Source organism: Polaribacter sp. WD7 (assembly GCF_003335085.1).
Lineage (GTDB): Bacteria > Bacteroidota > Bacteroidia > Flavobacteriales > Flavobacteriaceae > Polaribacter.
Map to the genome: position 1 here is coordinate 1 of NZ_QPEJ01000011.1, position 19,946 is coordinate 19,946.

Genomic DNA, 19,946 nt, shown 5'->3' on the forward strand with positions numbered 1-19,946 from the left:
ACCGGATTTTATATCATCAAATTAAAATCAGATAAAGGAATACTTAATAAAAAAGTGATTATTGAATAACACTTGTTTTTTAGAATACAAATTAAAAACCACATCTTTTTGATGTGGTTTTTTTGTAATATATAGGTTCAAAAAAAGTCTAAATATATTTAGACTTTTTGTGACTCCAGCAGGATTCAAACCTGCAACCCTCAGAGCCGAAATCTGATATTCTATTCAGTTGAACTATGGAGCCAATATATAATTGTAAACTTTAAAAAGGTTTAACCTGATAAAGACACATTACATTAAATGTTTTTTTACCAACGTAGAAATAGTTTTTCCGTCTGCTTGTCCTGCTAATTCTTTAGAAACAATACCCATTACTTTACCCATATCTTTCATACCTGAAGCACCTACTCTGTGTATCACAGATTTTACGGATTCTTCTATTTCTTCTTCAGATAATGCTGCTGGTAAAAACTGCTCTAAAACTGCTATTTCAGCCAATTCTGGTTTTGCTAGATCTTCTCTATTTTGTTTTAAAAAAACCGCCGCACTATCTTTTCTTTGCTTTACTTGTTTTTGAATAATTTTTAATTCTTGATCTGTTGTTAAATCCGCTCCTGCTCCACTTTCAGTCTTAGCTAATAAAAAAGCTGATTTTACGGCTCGTAAGGCTTGTAAAGCAACAGTGTCTTTTGCTTTCATAGCTTCTTTCATTTTATCCATTACTTGTTTTTGCAAACTCATACTATTCTTTTTTTATTGATTATTTAGTTGTCTTTTTTAAATATAACACGTTTTTACTATAATCTATCAATGCTTTACCTTTTTGAAGAATATCTGCACCTATGATACCGTGAACTTCTTTTGCATTATGTTGCGTTAAAGCTGTATTTACATGAGATAGGTTGAATAATACTAAATGAAATTTGTTTGTTTTCCAATCTCCTATTTTAAGTAAATTATTTTCAGATTGTTTAGTTTCCATATCTGTAGCCCCTGCTCCTGCCGCTTTGGTTTCACTTTCTTTAGCATCTAATTTAAAGTAATCTATATGATCTAGCCCAACACAAGAGTTGGAAGCTCCTGTATCTAAAATAAAGTTACCTTTTACTCCATTTATTTTTGCCTTTAATTCTAAATGATTCGTCTTAATTTTTTTTAGCTTAATTTTAATATATTTCTTTTTCTTTAAAATTTTTTCTAAACCCTTCATCTTCTATTTTTCTGAACTTCAAAAATACAATTTCTATCCGCAAGATTAAACTAACGCTCTAATATTTCTTTTAGATTTTGATGAAAAATTTTAAAATTTTTAATATTATGATGAGTGCCTTTATCTATCTCTATAAAATTATTTTTACTATTTGTATTTAGCATAAGTAGTTTTTTTGATTGTACTATAGAAGTTGTTTTATCTTTATTACCATGAAAAATAGTTATGGGTGATTTTACATTAACAATTTCTATGTTTGATTTAAATTTATAGCGTAATAAAAAGGTTGGTATAAGTTTGGAATAGTAGTGTACCGCTTTTTTGAGATTAAAAAAAGGCGCTTCTAAAATCAATTCTTTAGGATTGTTTTTAGAAGCCATTTTTATAGCAAAAGTACCTCCTAAAGAAAAACCGTAAACAACAATTTCTTGTTCTGTATAGTTCTTCTTTACTAAGTCGTAGACAGACAAAGCATCATTGTACATTTCTTTTTCGTCAAAAGCACCAGTACTTTTCCCATAGCTTCTATAATCAAAAACTAGAACTTCATAATTATATTGCAAAAAATAAGAAACTCGATTTCCCCACTTAGTTAAATTACCTTTGTTACCATGACAAAAAATGACGATACCTTTTGGATTAGGCAATTTAAAATGCAATGCATTAATCGTATTATCTGCGTTTGTTTTTATGAAAATTTCTTCGAAGGGATGAATACAATTAAACTGGAAATTTGCATTTAATTTTTTATAATTGATAAAGATAAATTTCTCTTGAAAAAAGTATAAAACTAAACTAACTACTGCTACAACAGCAATAAAAATGATAATATATGTCGTAAAGTTCATTGTAGAAGTTTTGATTTACTAAACTAATAAAATTTGACACATTATCTTTTAGCTTAAACAATAACTTTAACATTTATAAAATTGATTTCTTTTTAAGAATTCATTATTTTAGATGTTACAGAAAATTATTGATTTATGAAGACTTCAAAACGTTTAGAACAAGCATTGGTAAAATTATATAATGCGTATCATAACAATAGGCTAAACCCTGAAGATTGTGCTGCCTGTGCTGTTGGTAATATTTTAGACAATCATGATAGTTGGAAACATTTATCTAATGACTATGGCTCTTTATCTCTGAATTATATTGGACGAGTACACCAAAATTTAGGTCGAAAATTTAATGGATATACACCTCTAGAAATCTTAAAAATTGAGAAAGTTTTTCTAGAAGCCTGTGGTTTTAAAACTCCTTTGTGTCATTACAATCCTAAACCTATCAATCCTACTTCCAAAGATAATTTATTTAATGGTTTATCTGCTGTTGTTGATATTTTATGCCAATTAGATAATATTGATAATATTATGAATTATTCTAAACTTTTTGAACAAGAAAATGGTGAGCCTGTATATCATTTAGAAACCTTTTTGACTTAATTTTAACATGTTATAAATAATACTCAATAAAAAAACCGATTCAAAATTGAATCGGTTTTTTTATACTTGATCTTACTTATAGACCTAACCTCCAAAGTCATCAAAACGAATGTTCTCATCAGGAATACCAAAGTCTTCACCCATTTTCTGAACAGCCTTGTTCATCAATGGAGGACCACAGAAATACAATTCTATATCTTCTGGTGAGTCATGGTGATTTAAATAGTTTTCTATTACACAATTGTGTATAAATCCTACAAAACCATCACCAGGTGCATCTATATTTTCTTTTACTTTCCAATTATCTTCTTCCATAGGTTCAGATAAAGCTAAATAGAAATTAAAGTTAGGAAAGTCTTTTTCTAATTGATAAAAGTGATCTAAGTAAAATAACTCTCTCTTAGAACGTCCTCCATACCAATAGGTAACTTTTCTTCCTGTTTTTAATGTTTTAAATAAATGATATAAATGAGAACGCATTGGAGCCATACCTGCTCCACCACCTACATACAACATTTCTGCATCAGATTCATTTATAAAGAATTCTCCGTAAGGACCAGATATTACACATTTATCACCTTTCTTTAAATTAAAGATGTACGAAGAGGCTACACCTGGATTTACGTCCATCCATCCATTTTTTGATCTATCCCATGGTGGAGTAGCAATACGAACATTTAACATGATTTCTCTACCTTCTGCTGGGTAAGAAGCCATAGAGTATGCACGTTCTACAGTTTCGTCATTTTTCATAACTAATGGCCATAGACCAAATTTATCCCATTCTGCTTGAAACTTATCTGGAGTTTCATGTTCTTCTGGATGCGCAGTAATGTCTATATCTTTGTAGTTTACAGTACATGGAGGAATTTCTATCTGAATATATCCACCTGCTTTATAGCCCATGTCTTCAGGAATTTCTACTACAAATTCTTTAATAAATGAGGCTACGTTATAGTTTCTTACAACTACTGCATCCCATTTTTTAATACCAAATACTTCTTCTGGAATGGTAATGTTCATGTCTTGTTTTACTTTAACTTGACATGCTAAACGTGCTCCTGCTTTTAATTCCTTTTTCGTAAAATGTGGTACTTCAGTTGGTAAAGCTTCTCCTCCTCCTTCTAAAACATGACATTCACATTGAATACAAGAACCTCCACCACCACAAGCAGATGGTAAAAAAATCTTTTCATTACCTAGAGTGGTTAATAAAGTACTTCCAGAACCTACTTCAATTTCTTTTTCTCCATTAATTGTAATTTTTACTGGACCAGATGGAGATAGTTTTTGTTTTACGAATAATAATAATGTAACTAGTATCAGCGTAATTAATAAAAAAGCTGCTACTGTTGCAATGACTGTTCCTGTTGTGCCTGCTGCTAATATCATCTGCCTATTTATTTATATTTGTATTTTCTGCTACAACTTTAGCATCCTTTTCTTTATCTAACTCTTGCTTTACTTCAACTTTAGCTTCTGTAGCTGGTTCATCTTTCTTTTCTTCATCTCCACCTGTTAACATTCCTCCAAAACTCATAAAACCAATTGCCATTAATCCTGTAATGATAAAAGTAATTCCTAAACCTCTTAATGCAGGAGGTACAGAAGAATATCTAATTTTTTCACGAATAGCTGCAATTGCTAAAATTGCTAAAAACCATCCGATTCCAGAACCAACTCCGTATGTCACTGCTAATCCAAATGATGGAATTTCACGAGATTGCATAAATAAACTTCCTCCTAAAATTGCACAGTTTACTGCAATCAATGGTAAGAAAATACCTAAAGAGTTATATAATGACGGAGAAAATTTCTCTACAATAATTTCTACCAATTGTACCATTGTTGCAATAGTAGCAATAAACATGATAAAGGATAAGAAACTTAAATCATAGCTAGCGTACTCTTCTCCTAACCAAGATAAAGCGCCTTCTTGTAAAATGTATTGATCTAGTAACCAGTTTAGTGGTACAGTTACAGTTAGTACAAAAATTACTGCTGCCCCCATACCAACAGAAGTTGATACTTTTTTTGAAATAGCAAGGTAAGAACACATTCCTAAGAATGTAGCAAATACCATGTTGTCTATAAAGATCGATTTAAAAAATAATTCAATGTGTTCCATAGTATCTATGCTTCTTCGATTAATGATTTGTTTTTAGATCTTTGAATCCATATAATAATTCCTACTACTATCAATGCCATTGGGGATAATAACATAAAACCGTTATTTTCATATCCAATTGCATACAATCCTGTTTTTTCTATAGGATCTCCTAATACTTTAAAGCCTAATAAGGTTCCAGAACCTAATAACTCTCTAAAGAAACCTACAATAACTAAGATTAGTCCGTAACCCAAAGCATTTCCTATTCCGTCTAAGAAAGACCTCCAAGGGCCGTTACCCAAAGCAAATGCTTCAAAACGTCCCATGATAATGCAGTTGGTTATGATCAATCCTACAAAAACAGAAAGTGTTTTACTCAATTCATATGCGAAAGCTTTTAGCACTAAATCTACTATAATTACTAAGGTAGCTACTACTATTAATTGAACAATAATTCTAATTTTTGATGGAATAATATTTCTCATTAAAGAAATTACTACGTTTCCTAAACCTAATACAAACATTACTGAAACGGCCATTACAATAGAGGCTTTTAGTTCTGCCGTAATTGCCAATGCAGAACAAATACCTAATACTTGTATGGTTATTGGGTTATTGTCAAATAATGGGTCTTTGATTAATCCTGCGTCTTTTTTTGATAAGATTCCCATAATTATTTTTTTAAATTTTTAAAGTAAGGTACATACAAAGACAAGTCTTGCTTTATCATTGCAGAAACGCCATCACCTGTAATTGTGGCACCAGCAATTGCATCTACCTCATAATCTGTTTTTTCTTCATTTTTAGGATCGTTATTTCCTTTAGCTACAGTAATTCCTTTAAAAACCCCTGCTTCTGTTAAAAGATGTTCTCCATAAAAATCATCCATAAAATAACGTTGCTTTATGTTAGCTCCTAAACCTGGAGTTTCTCCCTTATGATCAAAATAAGCTCCTTGCACAACCATATTTTCATCCATAGAAACATACCCCCAAATAGCATCCCATAAACCTTTACCGTAAATAGGAGCTACATAAAATGTTTTACCATCTTTTTCTCCTACAAAAAGTGGCAGTTTTCTTGTTTTACCAGCTTTAGCGTTTGCTTTTTGTTTTTTAATATCTATTAGATAAGCATCATCACTTTCTGAGATTTTATCTCCTTCTATAACCAATTGCTTTTTGATGTATTTTTTAAATTCATCACCGGCAACACTTGTAGAAACAAAGTTTGCACTAGAGTCATCATTTTCATTTACACCCATAGCATACAAAATGTTTTGTTGCTTTTCTATACGTTCGTTTTCTTTGATATTTGGCTTTAAAGATGATGCCAAAAATGCTAACAAAGAACCAACAATTAACACCATGACTATAGCGAAAACCATTGTATATACATTACTATCTGTTCTCTTACTCATAATTAGGCAGTTTTAACTTTAGCACGTTTTAATCTCTTTTTTACGTTTCCTTGAACCACATAATGGTCTATTGTAGGAGCAAATACATTCATTAATAAAATTGCTAAAAATACTCCTTCTGGATATGCTGGGTTGAATACACGAATCATAATTGATATAAAACCAATTAAGAAACCGTAAATCCATTTTCCTTTGTTTGTTTGTGATGCGGTTACAGGATCTGTAGCCATATATACAGCACCAAATGCTAAACCACCAATCATCAAGTGTTCCCACCAATCTGTACTCATTAATCCATAAAATTTACTTGACTCTGTAATTACATTAGCATCAACTACTGCATTAAAGATTAATCCCATAACAGCTGCTCCAATAAATGTAGAAATAATGATTCTCCAACTTCCTATCTTGGTAAAAATTAAAAATGCAGCTCCTAATAGAATTAACAATGTTGAAGTTTCTCCAACAGAACCAGGAATGAATCCCATAAATTTGTCCCAATTAGAATAAATAACTTCTTGATTCTGGGCATAGCTTCCTAAGATAGTTTCTCCAGAAATTGCATCAGCAGTTCCTGCTCTATTTACGGCATCATGCACCCAAACCTTATCTCCAGACATCCAAGTTGGATAAGCAAAGAATAAAAAGGCTCTAATAGTTAAAGCAGGGTTTAAGATATTCATTCCTGTACCTCCAAAAACTTCTTTACCTATTACAACTCCAAAAATAACGGCTACAGATAACATCCATAAAGGTGTATCTACAGGAACAATTAACGGAACTAACATTCCTGTAACTAAGTATCCTTCTTCTACTTCATGTCCTTTTATTACAGCGAAAACGAATTCAACTGCTAAACCAACCCCATAAGAAACAATTACTAATGGTAATACTTTAATGATACCAATCCATAAATTGTCCCATGTAAAAAAGTTTGCCAAAACATCTGCTCTTAAACTTGGATCTATTGCGGCATAATGTTGATAACCCGCATTAAACATTCCAAAAATTAAAACAGGGATTAACGACATAATTACCGTATTCATAGTACGCTTTAAATCGTCTGCTGCTTTTATATGAGTTCCTCCGTGAGTCACTTCATTCGGTAAATACAAAAAGGTATGGATTGCATTGAACGCAGGTGCCATTTTTGTTCCTTTGTATTTCTCTTTTAAATTATGTAAATTTTGTTTTAAGCTCATAATCTTATCCTAATTCTTCTCTCATTAAATCTAAACCTTCACGAATAATTTTCTGATGTGGTTGTTTAGATACACAAATAAATTCTGTTAGTGCAAAATCTTCTGGCGCTACTTCGTAGCCTCCTAACGCTTCCATTTCATCCAAATCTTTATACATAAATGCTTTTAGCAATTGCATTGGATAGATATCTAAAGGAAATACATCTTCATAAGAACCTGTAACAACAAATGCTCTATGTTCTCCATTTGTATTGGTGTCTAAGTCATACTTTTTCTTTGGATTTAACCAAGAAAATGTTAATGCCCTAGAAGTAGATATTTTATTAAAAACGGGTTTGTTCCATCCAAAAAATTCATAATCATCTCCCTCTGGAATAGCTGTTATTTGATTATCATAATATCCAATAAAGCCATCTTCTTTAGTCTCTGTACCAGACAATACGTTACCACTTATAATTCTTGTATTGTCATTATTTAAGTTGCCCTTAACTATGTCTGCAACAGTTGCTCCTGCAATAGCAGTTACATATTGTGGTGTCTTAAATTGAGAGCCTGTTAATGCAATTGTTCTTTCTGCATTAAAGTTACCTGTTAAAAATAGCTCTCCTATAATAACTAAATCTTGAGGGGTTACTACCCATACAACTTCACCTTTGTTAATAGGATCTATATTTGCTATTTGAGTACCTACATTACCTGAAGGATGTGGCCCAGAGACTTTGTGTATTTCTACCCCTGATAAATTAGCAAGAGCAGAATTAGCACCTTTACCTACAGAAACATGTACTTTTCCTTCTGTTAATTTAGAAACTGCAGTAATAGCAGCTTGTAATTCTGCTTCTTTACCCGCTAAAGTGTAATCTAAGTCAGCAGCTAATGGTGCACTAGCATATGCAGATATAAAAATAGATTTTGGAGCTTGATTAGGGTTTGCCACAACATCATAAGGACGTTGTTTTACAAACGGCCAACAACCAGCAGTAAACAAGTGATTTTTCACCTCTTCTCCTGTCATGTTAGCTGCATCTTTCTTACCGAAATCTACATAAGTTTGTTTTCCTTCTGCCTCTATTTTAATTGACAGCACTTTTCTTCTTGCTCCACGAACTATCTCTACAACTTTACCAGAAACTGGACTTGGAAATAAAATACGCTCATCACTTTTTGAATAAAAAAGTGCTTGACCAGCTTTTACCTCTGTTCCTTCTTTTGCTAAAATTTTTGGGATAATTCCATGAAAATCATCTGGCTTTATTGCATAAACACTACTCATAGAAACATTTGTAGTTGTTTTTTCTGCTTCGCCAACAAGCTTAATATCTAAGCCTTTTTTAATACGAATGTCTTTTGACATAGTAAATTGGAATTGTTAGTTATCTAAAAAAATCATGCAAATTTACGGCTTTTAAGACGTATTTTAAATACAAAATATCTTATATATTAGTTAAAGATTATTATTTATAACAATTCTAAATAAAATAGAATAGATAATAAAAGTTTTGGCTCACATTTTGATATTATCAAATAAATGAATGCTATTTTTGTAAAATGACTATAAAATCTATTATTTTTTTTGTTTTCGTATTTTGTGCAAATACATATTCTCAAAATATTAAATCTGTACAACTTAGACCTCAGCAAGAAAATAGTTTTTCTGCAATAGTTCCTTTAGGTACTATTTTAGAATTGTCTTTTGATGATTTGGATGCGGATAGTAAAGATTACCAATATAAGATAGAACATATGACTCATAATTGGGAATCAAGCAGACTACTACCCAGTCAATACATAGATGGTTTTGACCAAAACACGATAATAAACGTTACCAATTCTTTTAACACATTTCAAAGTTATACTCATTATGCTGTTACCATTCCTAATATAAATACCATCATCACTAAAAGTGGAAACTACTTATTATCTGTACTAAATGATGATGATGAAGTTGTTTTTACAAGGCGTTTTGTTTTTTATGAAAAAGCTGCTACTGTAGGAGTATCTGTTGTTAGAAGTAGAAATGCGCTAACAGCGGACAAGCAACAAACGGTTCAGTTTTCAATTAACCATCCAAATTTTCAGATTAATAATCCGCAACAAGAAATCAATGCCGTTATTATCAAAAATAACAACTGGAATGAAACAATTACAAACATTAATCCTACATTTTTCAAACCCAATCAACTGTTATACACTTATACCAATAAAACTAATTTTTGGGGAGGAAATGAATATTTAAATTTTGATACAAAAATCATTAGAAACAATAGTTTAAATGTTGTAAAAGTAGTTCGCAAAGATGTTTTTCATCATTACTTATACCCCCTTACTTATAATCCTTATTTAGGCTATAGTTTTAATCCAGATATCAATGGTCAATTTGTAATTAGAACTATTGAAGCTGCTGATCCTAGAACAGAAGCAGATTATGCAATGATGCATTTTTCTATCTCAACAGAAGCCCCAATACCAAATAAAAAAATATATGTGTACGGTGCTTTTAACGACTTTAAAATTGAAGAAGAAAACCTACTAACTTACAATAGTAAAGACAAAGCATATCAAGCAAACATCCTTTTAAAACAAGGTTTTTACAATTACACTTATGCTACTGTAGATGATGAAAGTCAAGTAGATACCAATAGTATTACTGGTAGTTTTTTTATGACTGAAAATGAATATACTGTAATTGCATATTACAGACCTTTTGGCAGTTTATTTGATCGTGTAATTGGTGTTGGTACAGCTATTTTTGATCAAAATAGATAGTATATATTTGATTTGTTTCTTTTGTTTAAAAAAACTACATTTACTCATTATGTTTCAACAAATAACAAAAGGGATAAAAATTTCTGTACAAACAAAGTACAATGGTAGTAGTTATAGAAATAACAAATTATACCATTTGTTTAATTATTTTGTTACTATAGAAAACAAATCTTCTGAAACTGTAAAACTAACAGACCGCTTTTGGAAAATTTATGATTCTTTAAATAATACAGAAATTGTTTCTGGAGAAGGTGTTATTGGGCAAACCCCTATTTTAAAACCAAATGACGTTTACAACTACAGTTCTGGATGTTTTTTAGAATCTAACATTGGCGCTATGAAAGGGTTTTACACCATGATTAATATGGAAAATTATGAACAATTTAAGGTAATTATCCCTACTTTTCAACTAACAACTCAACCATTATTAAACTAACAAAATCTAAAAAGAAGAAAGTAGTCATTTATAAAGACATAGCATGTCTAAACTGTGGGCATCCTTTTGTGGGAAATGAGAATTTCTGTCCAGATTGTGGTCAAGCAAACAAAGGTGATAAAATTACCTTTAAAAGTTTTGTATATGAAATGTTTAACGGTTTCTTTAATTTTGAAGCTAAATTTTGGAATACAATTATTCCGCTATTAACCAAACCAGGAAAAGTTTCTAAAGATTATATTACAGGAAAACGCCAGCGTTATTCAAACCCTTTTAGATTCTACCTTACCGTATCTATCTTGTTTTTTCTAATTTTAGGTTTTAGTAAAAGTCTAGATAAATTTAAAGAACTAAAAAATGGGAATACAGAAGATGAAGTAACACAAGTTGACAACAATAATTTACCAAAAACTGATTTAGATTCTTTAGAAACTAGAATAAGCAAACAACTTAACAAACCCTGGATACCTCTAGATTCTGTACAAAAGAAAAAAATTATTGCAGATGCCTTAGAAAAAGCAAAAGACACAACACAAGTTATAAATACAGATGCACTTAACGTTTCTTTTGGAGGTGATACACGTTTAGATAAATTTGTTACTTTTCAAAAAAAATACCCAGATATTCCTATAGATGATGCTTTAGACAGCTTAAGGTATGAAAAAACACTTATAAATAGATTTTTATACAACAGAGGAAAAGTAGCCAACTTAGTCATTACAAAAAAAGCATCTAGAGAACAATTTTTAAATCAGTTACTCTCATACGGCTCAATAGCCTTGTTTATTTTTCTGCCAATTTTTACTTTGTTTTTAAAGCTTTTTTACATAAGAGGAAAACTTACGTATGTAGATCATTTAGTTTTTGTATTTCACACGCAAACCGTCTTTTTTATGTTATTGTCTATTTATTATTTGATAGACATCTTTGGCATAGACCCTCAATTGTGGATTTTTGCAATCTTATTTCTAGTTTACCTATTCCTAGCAATAAGAAAATTTTACCACCAAGGTATATTTAAAACACTTTTAAAGTTTGTATTACTTAATTTTGTATACATAACAATATCTTCTATTGGAGTTACTATTGTACTGCTACTTTCTTTTGCATTGTATTAACCTCTTTTACAAAATCTATATATTCTAGAGAAAGTAAGGTAGCTTCCTTTTTTACTGAAGTGACACTAACTGTTTCTACAGTAGAACGTTTCATTTTAATTGAAGTCTCTGGTGTACCAAAATCTTCATTTTGATGAAATGCTAAAATTTCATGTTGCAAAAACTCATTTTGTTTTGACAACCAACTGTCAAACCACTTCTTTCTATTTTCTTTCATTTCTTGGTTATACAAAGTAGATGAAGACCAAATTTTTGGTTGTTGCGGCAATTCTCTAAAATGTTTATGCACTCCATCCCAAATTAGTTCATAGGTCTTTAGTTGGATATTCCAATCAACTAAAACCAATGTAAAAGGCTCTATATTAGAGAAATCGAAATTTTCTACATAAGCTATACCATCTATAGCAGATAAAATATTTTTAACTACAACTCCCCTACTTAGTTTGTATTGAGGTTTTCTAATATGGTTTTCAAAACCACCATTTAAAAGACAAACCAATCTATTATTTTCACTCATACCAATCCAAGTTCCTCCTGCAATTTGGTCTTTTGGATAGGTTAGCGCTACTCCATTTTCAATATATTTTTTAGGTGGTATTGTTTTTCTTAAAGGGGTTTCATCTCTGTTAGATGTTAATATAAAGTCATTTTCTCCTAACGGAAAATATGTTACTGTACACATATATAAAGCTTGTTAATTATGATAAATTTCAAGTTTCTTCAATTTTGTTGAATTTATATCAATAAAAGACATCAAATAAGGCTTAAATTTATTGAAACAAAAATCGTAACTTTGAAACACAAAATTAGTCGATTAATTTTAAAAAACATACAAAATGACAAGAGGATTTTTTAATGTTCCTAAAGCAGTGAACGAACCTGTAAAAAATTATGCTCCTAATTCTCCTGAAACAGAAGAATTATTAGCTACTTATAAAGAGATGTTTAATAGTAACATTGATGTTCCTATGCATATTAATGGCAAAGAAATTAGAACAGATAACACTAAAAACATCACACCTCCTCACGATCATCAACACGTTGTAGGGCAATATCATACCGCAGAAAAAAAACATGTAGTAGAAGCCATATCTACAGCATTGTCTGCAAGACAAGCTTGGAGTTCTGTTTCTTGGATGGAAAGAGCTTCTATCTTTCTTAAAGCAGCTGAGTTATTAGCTGGTCCATATAGAGCAAAAATGAATGCGGCAACTATGATTGCACAATCTAAAAATGTACATCAGGCAGAAATTGATGCCGCTTGTGAAATGATTGATTTCTTTAGATTTAATGTACAGTACATGACAGATATCTTTAAAGATCAACCAGCATCTGCTCCTGGAATATGGAACAGAGTTGAATATAGACCTTTAGAAGGATTTGTATACGCAATTACTCCTTTTAATTTTACCTCAATTGCTGCCAATTTACCTGCTGCTGCCGCTTTAATGGGCAACGTTGTTGTTTGGAAACCTTCAGATCATCAAGCGTATTCTGCTCAGGTAATTGTAGATTTGTTTAAAGAAGCAGGCTTACCAGATGGTGTTATTAATGTAGTGTATGGAGATCCTGTAATGATTTCAGACACGGTACTAAATTCTCCAGATTTTTCTGGACTTCATTTTACTGGTTCTACATTTGTTTTTAAAGAATTATGGAAAAAAATTGGAGAAAACATTCACAATTATAAAACCTACCCAAGAATTGTTGGAGAAACTGGTGGTAAAGATTTTATTTGGGCACATAATTCTGCAAATCCATTACAGGTAGCAACAGCCATAACAAGAGGTGCTTTTGAGTTTCAAGGACAAAAATGTTCTGCTGCTTCGCGCGCTTACATACCTACTTCTATTTGGTTTGAAGTTCAAAAACATTTAAAAGCACAAACTTCAGAGCTTAAAATGGGTTCTCCAGAAGATCCTTCAAACTTCGTTAATGCGGTAATTCATGAAAACTCTTTTGATAAAATTGCAAAATATATTGATGCCGCTAAAGCGGATGATGATGCAGAAGTTATTATTGGTGGTAATTATGATAAATCTAAAGGATATTTTATAGAACCTACGGTAATTTTAGCAAAAACGCCAACTTATGCCACTATGACCACAGAGTTATTTGGCCCTGTAATTACAATTTATATTTACGATGATGAAAAAATTGATGAATCTTTGGCATTAGTAGATCAATCTACAGAATATGCCTTAACGGGTGCAATTTTTTCCACAGACAGGTATATTGTAGAAAAAGCTTCTAAAGCTTTAGAAAATGCTGCGGGTAACTTCTACATCAATGACAAACCTACAGGAGCTGTTGTAGGTCAGCAACCGTTTGGAGGCGCAAGAGCATCAGGCACAAATGATAAAGCGGGGTCTGCTCAAAACCTATTACGCTGGACATCAGTAAGGTTAATCAAAGAAACATTTGTAACACCTCAAGATTATAAATACCCATTTTTAGGATAAATTCTTTTCAAAAAAGTTAAAAAAAGATGAAAGTTAACTATTGATTTTCATCTTTTTTTTCGCAAAAAATATACTTTTATACATAAAAACTCTCGTTAAAAAACGAGAGTTTTAAGTTGGCCTACAAGGACTCGAACCTTGAATATCGGTACCAAAAACCGGTGTGTTACCATTACACCATAGGCCAATGCTTGTTAGCGGATGCAAATTTAAAGCATTCTTTTAATTCTGCAAACATTTTTAAACTTTTTTTACTTTAACAATTTTTTGTGAGTCAATTCTCGTTTTAAAAAAGTCACAACAACTATTTTTATTCATATTTATTAGTAAATTCGCCCACACATTATTCTAAATTATGACATCAGCAAATTTTAAAAAATGGAACATCATTTTAGGATGGATTACATTTGCAATTGCTTTAATAACCTACTCTCTAACAATAGAACCAACTGTTAGTGCTTGGGATGTAGGTGAATATATTTCTACTGCGGTAAAATTAGAAGTTGGGCATCCTCCTGGTGCTCCTCTTTTTCAAATGTTAGGGGCATTTTTTGCTATGTTTACTTCAGACGCATCACAAATTGCTAAAATGGTAAATTTTATGTCTGCTTTAGCTAGTGCTTTTACTATTTTATTTATGTTTTGGACCATTACTAATCTAGCTCTTAAACTAGCCTTAAAAAAAGATACAGTTTCTAAAGCAAAATATATTGCTATTCTTGGTAGTAGTATTGTGGGGTCTTTAGCCTACACTTTTTCTGATAGTTTTTGGTTTAGTGCTGTAGAAGGTGAAGTATACGCAATGTCATCGTTCTTAATGGCTATTTTATTTTGGTTAGGACTAAAATGGGAGAGTGAAATTGATACATCTAGAGGTAACAAGTGGCTTATTTTAATCAGCTTTGTAGTCGGTTTATCTTTTGGAGTTCATATTCTTTCGCTTTTAGTAATTCCTGCAATAGTTATGCTTTATTTCTTTAAGACATATAAAAATATCAATATAAAAACTACTGCCATTGCTACAATTATTTCGGTTTTGGTTTTGGCTTTTGTATTTAAGTTCTTGTTTCCTTTTACCTTAAAGTTTTTTAGTGCTTCAGAGTTATTTTTTATAAATTCTATTGGCCTACCTTACAATTCAGGTAGTATTATTGCCGCTATTATTTTAATAGCGTTGTTTTACTTCGGATTAAACTTTACGCGTAAAACAAATAAAGTAAGTGCAAATACATTAATACTATCTGTTTTGTTTATTATGATTGGGTTTTCTTCTTGGATGATGTTGCCAATTAGAGCCAATGCCAATACAACTATTAACGAAAACAACCCTTCTAGTGCTCGTGAACTTTTGGCTTATTACGAACGTGAACAATACGGAGATGCTAATGTTTTTTACGATACTTATTATTCAAATTCGTACAATAGAGAGCAAGATAAAAGTAACCCTTATAAAGATGATAAGCCTAAATACGAAAAACGTAATGGCAGGTATGAGATTGTAAACCAATACAAAAACATTGTCCCTAATTGGTCAGATAAACATAAAGGTTTTATTCCAAGAATGGTAAATCCTGCATCAGAAAAATATTACAAACAAATTGCAGGTATTCCAGCAAATAGTAAGCGTAGACCTACTTTTGCTGAAAATTTAAAATTTATGTTTAGTTTCCAATTTGGTTATATGTATGGCCGTTATTTTATGTGGAATTTTGTAGGACGTCAAAATGATATTCAGGGAAAGTTAGATGTTTTTAATGGAAACTGGATTAGCGGAATTAACTTTGTTGACGAAGCTAGATTAGGCTCTCAAAAACAATTACCAAGCCAAGTTTTAGAAAATAAAGGTAGAAACAAGTATTATTTTTTACCTCTAATTTTAGGAATTATAGGCCTATTGTATCAAATACAATGGGATAAAGAAAACTTTTTTGTTTTGCTTTTGTTCTTTTTATTTACAGGAGCTGCCATAATTTTTTACACAAACCCAAAACCTTTTGAACCTAGAGAACGAGATTATGCTGTGGTAGGAAGTTTTTACATATTTGCCATTTGGATTGGTTTTGGAGTATTAGCTATTTACGAATCTTTAAAACGTTTTGGTAAGAAAAAAATAATTGCTTATGCAGTTTCTATAATTTCATTATTACTTGTTCCTACACTAATGGCTTCAGAAAATTGGGATGATCATGATCGTTCTAACAGATATACCACTCGCTTAAATGCTCAGGCTTATTTAGAATCTTGTGACCCCAATGCAATTATGTTTACCATTGGAGATAATGACACTTTTCCTCTTTGGTATATGCAAGAAGTAGAAGGTATTAGAACCGATGTAAAACTTGTGAACACAAGTCTTTTTGCTACTGATTGGTACATAGACCAAATGAAGCGAAAAACTTATGATGCAGATCCTATTCCGTCTCAATTAACACATGACCAATACAAGTATGGTACATTAGATGTTGCTTATAGTTTAGAACATCCTCGTTTTAAAGATTCTATAATGACTATTAAAAACTTTATGCGTTGGATTGCCTCTAAAAGCGAAGCTACATACGTAGAAACTAATAATGGGCAGCAAGAGAAATTTTATCCTACAAACAGAATTAGAATTCCTGTAGACAAACAAAAAGTGTTAGAAAACGGAATTGTAGCTCAAAAAGATGCAGATAAAATTGTACCCTACATAGACATTACCATAGATGATGGGGCACTTTTTAAAAATAGAATTTTGATGTTAGATATCTTAGCTAACAATAACTGGGAAAAACCAATTTATTTTACGGGTGGCGCAAATGCAGATGAAGAGTATATCTGGTTAAAAGATTATTTACAACTAGATGGTTTAGCATACAAATTAGTACCCATAAAAACGCCTTTAGGTCAAAGTAGCTTATTTGACATGGGAAGAATAGACCCAGAAAAAATGTACAAGAACATAAAAAAATGGGAATGGAGAAATATTAATGACGGTAAAATTTATTTGGATGAACAAACTAAAAGAAACGCCATCTCTAAAAGAAACAGCTTAATGCGTTTGTCTGAAACTTTTGCAAAAAAAGGAGATACTATAAAAGCAGTTGAAGTTTTAGACTTATCTTTAGAAAAAATGCCAATAGAAGATTTTGATCACTATAGCCTATCTTTAGGATACCCTGAAGCATACTATAATTTAAAAAACGATACAAAAGCTAGAGAAACTGCAGAAACGCTAACACGTTTATTTAGAGAAAAATTAATTTGGTTAAGTACTTTTTCTGTTAACAATTCTAATTTAATTTTTGATGAAATAGACACTTCTTTATACATGTATAGAAACGTTGTTTCTCAAGTAGAGAGTGCAGATAAAGACAAAAAATATATAGACGATTTAAAAACTGAATTTATTAATACAGTAAAACTTTTTAACCATCTAATACCTGATGAAAATTAAGTTTTAAATGAAGACATATTTCCCCAGAACGCCACGTATTATGATGAGACTTTTCTCTGAATATACGTGGCGTTTTTCTTCAAAACAAAAAAAGTTGTTTTTAACTTTTGATGATGGTCCCACACCTGAAATTACACCTTTTGTTTTAGATCAATTAAAAAAGTATAATGCAAAAGCCACTTTTTTTTGTATTGGAAAAAACATTGAAAAACATCCTGATATTTTTAAACAAATTATTGAAGACGGTCATGCCATTGGCAACCATACACACAATCATTTAAAAGGGTGGAAAACAAAAACTAACAAATACTTAGATGACGTTTTACAATGCGAAAAAACAATTTCTAAAACAACTAAAAATTCTAGTAAACCAAGACTCTTTAGACCTCCCTACGGAAAAATTAAAAGGAAACAAGCCAAAAGGCTGATTATGAATAATTACAAAGTTATTATGTGGGATGTATTGTCTGCTGATTTTGATACCAAAGTTTCTAAACAACAGTGCTTTCAAAATGTAGTTAAACATTCTAAAAATGGAAGTATTATTGTGTTTCATGACAGTATAAAAGCTTCAAAAAAAATGCAATATGCTTTACCTCAATTTTTAGAAATCTTCTCTAAAAAAGGCTATGTTTTCTCAAAAATAGAGTAAGATTCTTAAAAAAACTACACATACTCTAAAACAGTTTCAATTAAATTTTTTGCATCTTTATGGCCTGTTTGTCTCCATAACATTTCTCCATTTTTATAAATCATAAAGGTTGGATTTTCTTTTATATGAAGTGCTTCTGCTAATATCTCATTTTTTTCAATATCAATCTTTATCACCTTAGCATTATTTCCTAAAGCTGCAGCAACATTTCTTAAAGTATCTATGGTTGTTGCTCTATCATTCCAGTTTGTATAAAAGTCGATTAAAACTGGTTTAGCTACACTGATTAATTCACCAAATTTTGTCATAGTGTAATATTTTAGGGGGACAAAAATAAAAATTGTAAAATTATATAAACAAATATAAAAAAAACTATTTAATTACACTGATAATCAGGCTTTTTTAAGTTCAATTACTGTAATTTCTGGCCAAATCCCAACACGACCAGGAAAGGCATGATAACCAAAACCACGATTTACATTAATATACCTTCCAAATTCCTCATACAAACCAGCCCATTGTTTATAGACGTATTTAGAAGGACTCCATCTAAAAACACCAGGAATTTCAATACCCATTTGTAAACCATGAGTATGCCCACTTAAAGTTAATTGATAGTTAAAATCATCTTGTTTCACTTTATATTCCCAATGACTTGGATCATGTGTCATTAAGATTTTAAAATCTTCTTTATTTACGCCAATTGCTGCTTTTTTTAAATCTCCAGCTTGATTAAATCCTTTACCCCAATTTTCTACCCCAAGTAAAGCAATTTTTTGACCGTCCTTTTCCAAATACCTATGCTCATCTAACAATAAATCAAAGCCTATTTTTTTATGTATATCTTTTACTTTCTGAAAATTTTCTATTTTATCTTCTGGTTTTTCCCATTTCATATAATCGCCATAATCATGGTTTCCAAGAATAGCATATTTACCTTCTTTGGCTTTAAGTTGAGCAAAAACATCAATCCAATCATCCATCTCATCAGCTTTATTATTTACAATATCTCCTGTAAACAACATTAAATCAGATTTCTGTTGGTTAATTAAATCAACACCATATTGAATCTTTTCCTTATTCGTAAAACTACCAGAATGAATATCTGATATTTGAGTAATCGTATATCCGTCAAAAGCATCTGGTAAATCTTTAAAACTCAATTGATATTTTAAAACCTTGTAATTATACTTTCCTTGAATAATACCATAAATAAAAGAGGCAAAAGGTATTGCTGCCAAACTTAATGCGAGTTGAGAAATAAACTTGCGTCTTCCAGACAAAGACTGTTTTTCGCTTGAAGAAACCATAGAGATTAACTTTTGAATCCATCTCACAATATCTTCCCCGAACATAAAAATAAGTACAACTAGTTTAGGTATTAAAACTGTTAGCATTAAACCCATTGCTATTTGAAATTGTGAGGTTTGACCACTACTTCTATCGTATGTTAAAGCTACATATAAAAAATTTGCATACACTACAAAACTTAGAAAAAGCCACGAAAACCGTATAATTTTACTTTTTGTTATTGTTCTGATTGCTTGAAAAGCATACAGCTCTAACAAAACAATAATTGCTACCAAAATAACCAATCGTATTATCCAACGCATAAGATAATTTTATTTAAAAACTTACCAAAGGTAGCATTTATATTATCTAATGAATTTTAATAGGATGTTAAAGTTTTGT

Annotated in this window: 19 protein-coding genes and 2 tRNA genes; 7 read left to right on the forward strand and 14 right to left on the reverse strand. The window is 30.9% G+C overall.

Translation table 11 applies throughout. From position 1 onward, the window contains the following. Positions 1–170: 170 nt before the first annotated feature. From DUT90_RS00435 to DUT90_RS00450, 4 genes are all read right to left on the reverse strand, one after another. A tRNA-Arg gene (locus tag DUT90_RS00435) sits at positions 171–244 on the reverse strand. 47 nt (positions 245–291) lie between these two features. After that, positions 292–741 (reverse strand): GatB/YqeY domain-containing protein, encoded by a 450-nt coding sequence (locus DUT90_RS00440; protein ID WP_114424746.1) that lies wholly within the window; start codon positions 739–741, stop codon positions 292–294. Between the two features lie 19 nt (positions 742–760). After that, a complete protein-coding gene (locus tag DUT90_RS00445) occupies positions 761–1,210 on the reverse strand; it encodes a retropepsin-like aspartic protease (RefSeq protein ID WP_114424747.1) in 450 nt (149 codons plus the stop codon). Between the two features lie 50 nt (positions 1,211–1,260). Next, entirely contained in the window at positions 1,261–2,058 is a 798-nt protein-coding gene (locus tag DUT90_RS00450) for an alpha/beta hydrolase (RefSeq protein WP_114424748.1), read from the reverse strand. A 135-nt stretch (positions 2,059–2,193) separates the two neighbouring features. Between DUT90_RS00450 and DUT90_RS00455 the strand changes: the two genes are divergently transcribed. Then, positions 2,194–2,655 carry a Na(+)-translocating NADH-quinone reductase subunit F gene (locus DUT90_RS00455; RefSeq protein ID WP_114424749.1) on the forward strand — a complete coding sequence of 154 codons (462 nt, stop codon included), beginning with the start codon at positions 2,194–2,196 and terminating at the stop codon, positions 2,653–2,655. An 84-nt stretch (positions 2,656–2,739) separates the two neighbouring features. Here the strand turns inward: DUT90_RS00455 and nqrF are convergent, their stop codons facing one another. The 6 genes from nqrF to DUT90_RS00485 are packed head-to-tail and all read right to left on the reverse strand — an operon-like array spanning position 2,740 to position 8,741. Continuing rightward, positions 2,740–4,047, reverse strand: a complete 1,308-nt coding sequence (gene nqrF, locus DUT90_RS00460; RefSeq protein WP_114424750.1) for an NADH:ubiquinone reductase (Na(+)-transporting) subunit F — start codon at positions 4,045–4,047, stop codon at positions 2,740–2,742. 4 nt (positions 4,048–4,051) lie between these two features. Next, a complete protein-coding gene (gene nqrE / locus DUT90_RS00465; protein WP_114424751.1) occupies positions 4,052–4,783 on the reverse strand; it encodes an NADH:ubiquinone reductase (Na(+)-transporting) subunit E in 732 nt (243 codons plus the stop codon). Between the two features lie 5 nt (positions 4,784–4,788). Further along, positions 4,789–5,436, reverse strand: coding sequence for an NADH:ubiquinone reductase (Na(+)-transporting) subunit D (locus tag DUT90_RS00470; protein WP_114424752.1), 648 nt, complete (start codon positions 5,434–5,436; stop codon positions 4,789–4,791). A gap of 2 nt (positions 5,437–5,438) precedes the next feature. Continuing rightward, positions 5,439–6,185, reverse strand: coding sequence for a Na(+)-translocating NADH-quinone reductase subunit C (locus DUT90_RS00475; protein WP_114424753.1), 747 nt, complete (start codon positions 6,183–6,185; stop codon positions 5,439–5,441). A 2-nt stretch (positions 6,186–6,187) separates the two neighbouring features. Continuing rightward, a complete protein-coding gene (locus DUT90_RS00480; RefSeq protein ID WP_114424754.1) occupies positions 6,188–7,387 on the reverse strand; it encodes an NADH:ubiquinone reductase (Na(+)-transporting) subunit B in 1,200 nt (399 codons plus the stop codon). Positions 7,388–7,391: 4 nt separating this feature from the next. After that, a complete protein-coding gene (locus tag DUT90_RS00485; protein ID WP_114424755.1) occupies positions 7,392–8,741 on the reverse strand; it encodes a Na(+)-translocating NADH-quinone reductase subunit A in 1,350 nt (449 codons plus the stop codon). A 194-nt stretch (positions 8,742–8,935) separates the two neighbouring features. Between DUT90_RS00485 and DUT90_RS00490 the strand changes: the two genes are divergently transcribed. The 3 genes from DUT90_RS00490 (at position 8,936) to DUT90_RS00500 (ending at position 11,707) form a co-directional block, all read left to right on the forward strand. Then, on the forward strand, positions 8,936–10,153 hold the full coding sequence (locus tag DUT90_RS00490; protein WP_114424756.1) for a DUF5103 domain-containing protein: 1,218 nt from the start codon (positions 8,936–8,938) through the stop codon (positions 10,151–10,153). A gap of 49 nt (positions 10,154–10,202) precedes the next feature. Further along, the gene (gene apaG / locus DUT90_RS00495) at positions 10,203–10,589 is read left to right on the forward strand and encodes a Co2+/Mg2+ efflux protein ApaG (protein ID WP_114424757.1); all 387 of its coding nucleotides are present in this window, start codon (positions 10,203–10,205) and stop codon (positions 10,587–10,589) included. A gap of 68 nt (positions 10,590–10,657) precedes the next feature. Further along, positions 10,658–11,707 carry a DUF3667 domain-containing protein gene (locus DUT90_RS00500; protein ID WP_114424758.1) on the forward strand — a complete coding sequence of 350 codons (1,050 nt, stop codon included), beginning with the start codon at positions 10,658–10,660 and terminating at the stop codon, positions 11,705–11,707. Here the strand turns inward: DUT90_RS00500 and DUT90_RS00505 are convergent. Beyond that, complete coding sequence (locus tag DUT90_RS00505; RefSeq protein ID WP_114424759.1) at positions 11,673–12,389, reverse strand: NRDE family protein; 717 nt, start codon at positions 12,387–12,389, stop codon at positions 11,673–11,675. The two genes, DUT90_RS00500 and DUT90_RS00505, sit on opposite strands and share 35 nt — an antisense overlap. A 154-nt stretch (positions 12,390–12,543) precedes the next feature. Here DUT90_RS00505 and pruA point away from each other — a divergent pair, with 154 nt between their 5' ends. Then, entirely contained in the window at positions 12,544–14,169 is a 1,626-nt protein-coding gene (gene pruA / locus DUT90_RS00510) for an L-glutamate gamma-semialdehyde dehydrogenase (RefSeq protein WP_114424760.1), read from the forward strand. A gap of 116 nt (positions 14,170–14,285) precedes the next feature. On the opposite strand, the gene DUT90_RS00515 is transcribed toward pruA, so the two are convergent. After that, a tRNA-Gln gene (locus DUT90_RS00515) sits at positions 14,286–14,356 on the reverse strand. 168 nt (positions 14,357–14,524) lie between these two features. On the opposite strand from DUT90_RS00515, the gene DUT90_RS00520 reads away from it, so the two are divergent. Both DUT90_RS00520 and DUT90_RS00525 read left to right on the forward strand, forming a co-directional pair. Then, positions 14,525–17,602, forward strand: a complete 3,078-nt coding sequence (locus tag DUT90_RS00520; RefSeq protein ID WP_114424761.1) for a DUF2723 domain-containing protein — start codon at positions 14,525–14,527, stop codon at positions 17,600–17,602. Positions 17,603–17,609: 7 nt separating this feature from the next. After that, positions 17,610–18,254, forward strand: a complete 645-nt coding sequence (locus DUT90_RS00525) for a polysaccharide deacetylase family protein (protein ID WP_181858108.1) — start codon at positions 17,610–17,612, stop codon at positions 18,252–18,254. Positions 18,255–18,268: 14 nt separating this feature from the next. Here the strand turns inward: DUT90_RS00525 and DUT90_RS00530 are convergent, their stop codons facing one another. Then, the gene (locus tag DUT90_RS00530; RefSeq protein WP_114424762.1) at positions 18,269–18,562 is read right to left on the reverse strand and encodes a co-chaperone YbbN; all 294 of its coding nucleotides are present in this window, start codon (positions 18,560–18,562) and stop codon (positions 18,269–18,271) included. Positions 18,563–18,646: 84 nt separating this feature from the next. Beyond that, a complete protein-coding gene (locus DUT90_RS00535) occupies positions 18,647–19,867 on the reverse strand; it encodes a metallophosphoesterase (RefSeq protein WP_114424763.1) in 1,221 nt (406 codons plus the stop codon). Positions 19,868–19,946 lie beyond the last annotated feature (79 nt).

Bases quoted from the DNA above. Each gene is read 5' to 3' on its own strand.
- DUT90_RS00455 (WP_114424749.1), top strand. From the start codon at position 2,194: ATGAAGACTTCAAAACGTTTAGAACAAGCATTGGTAAAATTATATAAT.
- DUT90_RS00470 (WP_114424752.1), bottom strand. From the start codon at position 5,436: ATGGGAATCTTATCAAAAAAAGACGCAGGATTAATCAAAGACCCATTA.
- DUT90_RS00445 (WP_114424747.1), bottom strand. From the start codon at position 1,210: ATGAAGGGTTTAGAAAAAATTTTAAAGAAAAAGAAATATATTAAAATT.
- DUT90_RS00475 (WP_114424753.1), bottom strand. From the start codon at position 6,185: ATGAGTAAGAGAACAGATAGTAATGTATATACAATGGTTTTCGCTATA.
- apaG (WP_114424757.1), top strand. From the start codon at position 10,203: ATGTTTCAACAAATAACAAAAGGGATAAAAATTTCTGTACAAACAAAG.
- DUT90_RS00535 (WP_114424763.1), bottom strand. From the start codon at position 19,867: ATGCGTTGGATAATACGATTGGTTATTTTGGTAGCAATTATTGTTTTG.
- DUT90_RS00525 (WP_181858108.1), top strand. From the start codon at position 17,610: ATGAAGACATATTTCCCCAGAACGCCACGTATTATGATGAGACTTTTC.
- DUT90_RS00520 (WP_114424761.1), top strand. From the start codon at position 14,525: ATGACATCAGCAAATTTTAAAAAATGGAACATCATTTTAGGATGGATT.
- DUT90_RS00440 (WP_114424746.1), bottom strand. From the start codon at position 741: ATGAGTTTGCAAAAACAAGTAATGGATAAAATGAAAGAAGCTATGAAA.
- DUT90_RS00480 (WP_114424754.1), bottom strand. From the start codon at position 7,387: ATGAGCTTAAAACAAAATTTACATAATTTAAAAGAGAAATACAAAGGA.
- DUT90_RS00490 (WP_114424756.1), top strand. From the start codon at position 8,936: ATGACTATAAAATCTATTATTTTTTTTGTTTTCGTATTTTGTGCAAAT.
- nqrF (WP_114424750.1), bottom strand. From the start codon at position 4,047: ATGATATTAGCAGCAGGCACAACAGGAACAGTCATTGCAACAGTAGCA.
- DUT90_RS00485 (WP_114424755.1), bottom strand. From the start codon at position 8,741: ATGTCAAAAGACATTCGTATTAAAAAAGGCTTAGATATTAAGCTTGTT.
- DUT90_RS00530 (WP_114424762.1), bottom strand. From the start codon at position 18,562: ATGACAAAATTTGGTGAATTAATCAGTGTAGCTAAACCAGTTTTAATC.
- pruA (WP_114424760.1), top strand. From the start codon at position 12,544: ATGACAAGAGGATTTTTTAATGTTCCTAAAGCAGTGAACGAACCTGTA.
- nqrE (WP_114424751.1), bottom strand. From the start codon at position 4,783: ATGGAACACATTGAATTATTTTTTAAATCGATCTTTATAGACAACATG.
- DUT90_RS00450 (WP_114424748.1), bottom strand. From the start codon at position 2,058: ATGAACTTTACGACATATATTATCATTTTTATTGCTGTTGTAGCAGTA.
- DUT90_RS00505 (WP_114424759.1), bottom strand. From the start codon at position 12,389: ATGTGTACAGTAACATATTTTCCGTTAGGAGAAAATGACTTTATATTA.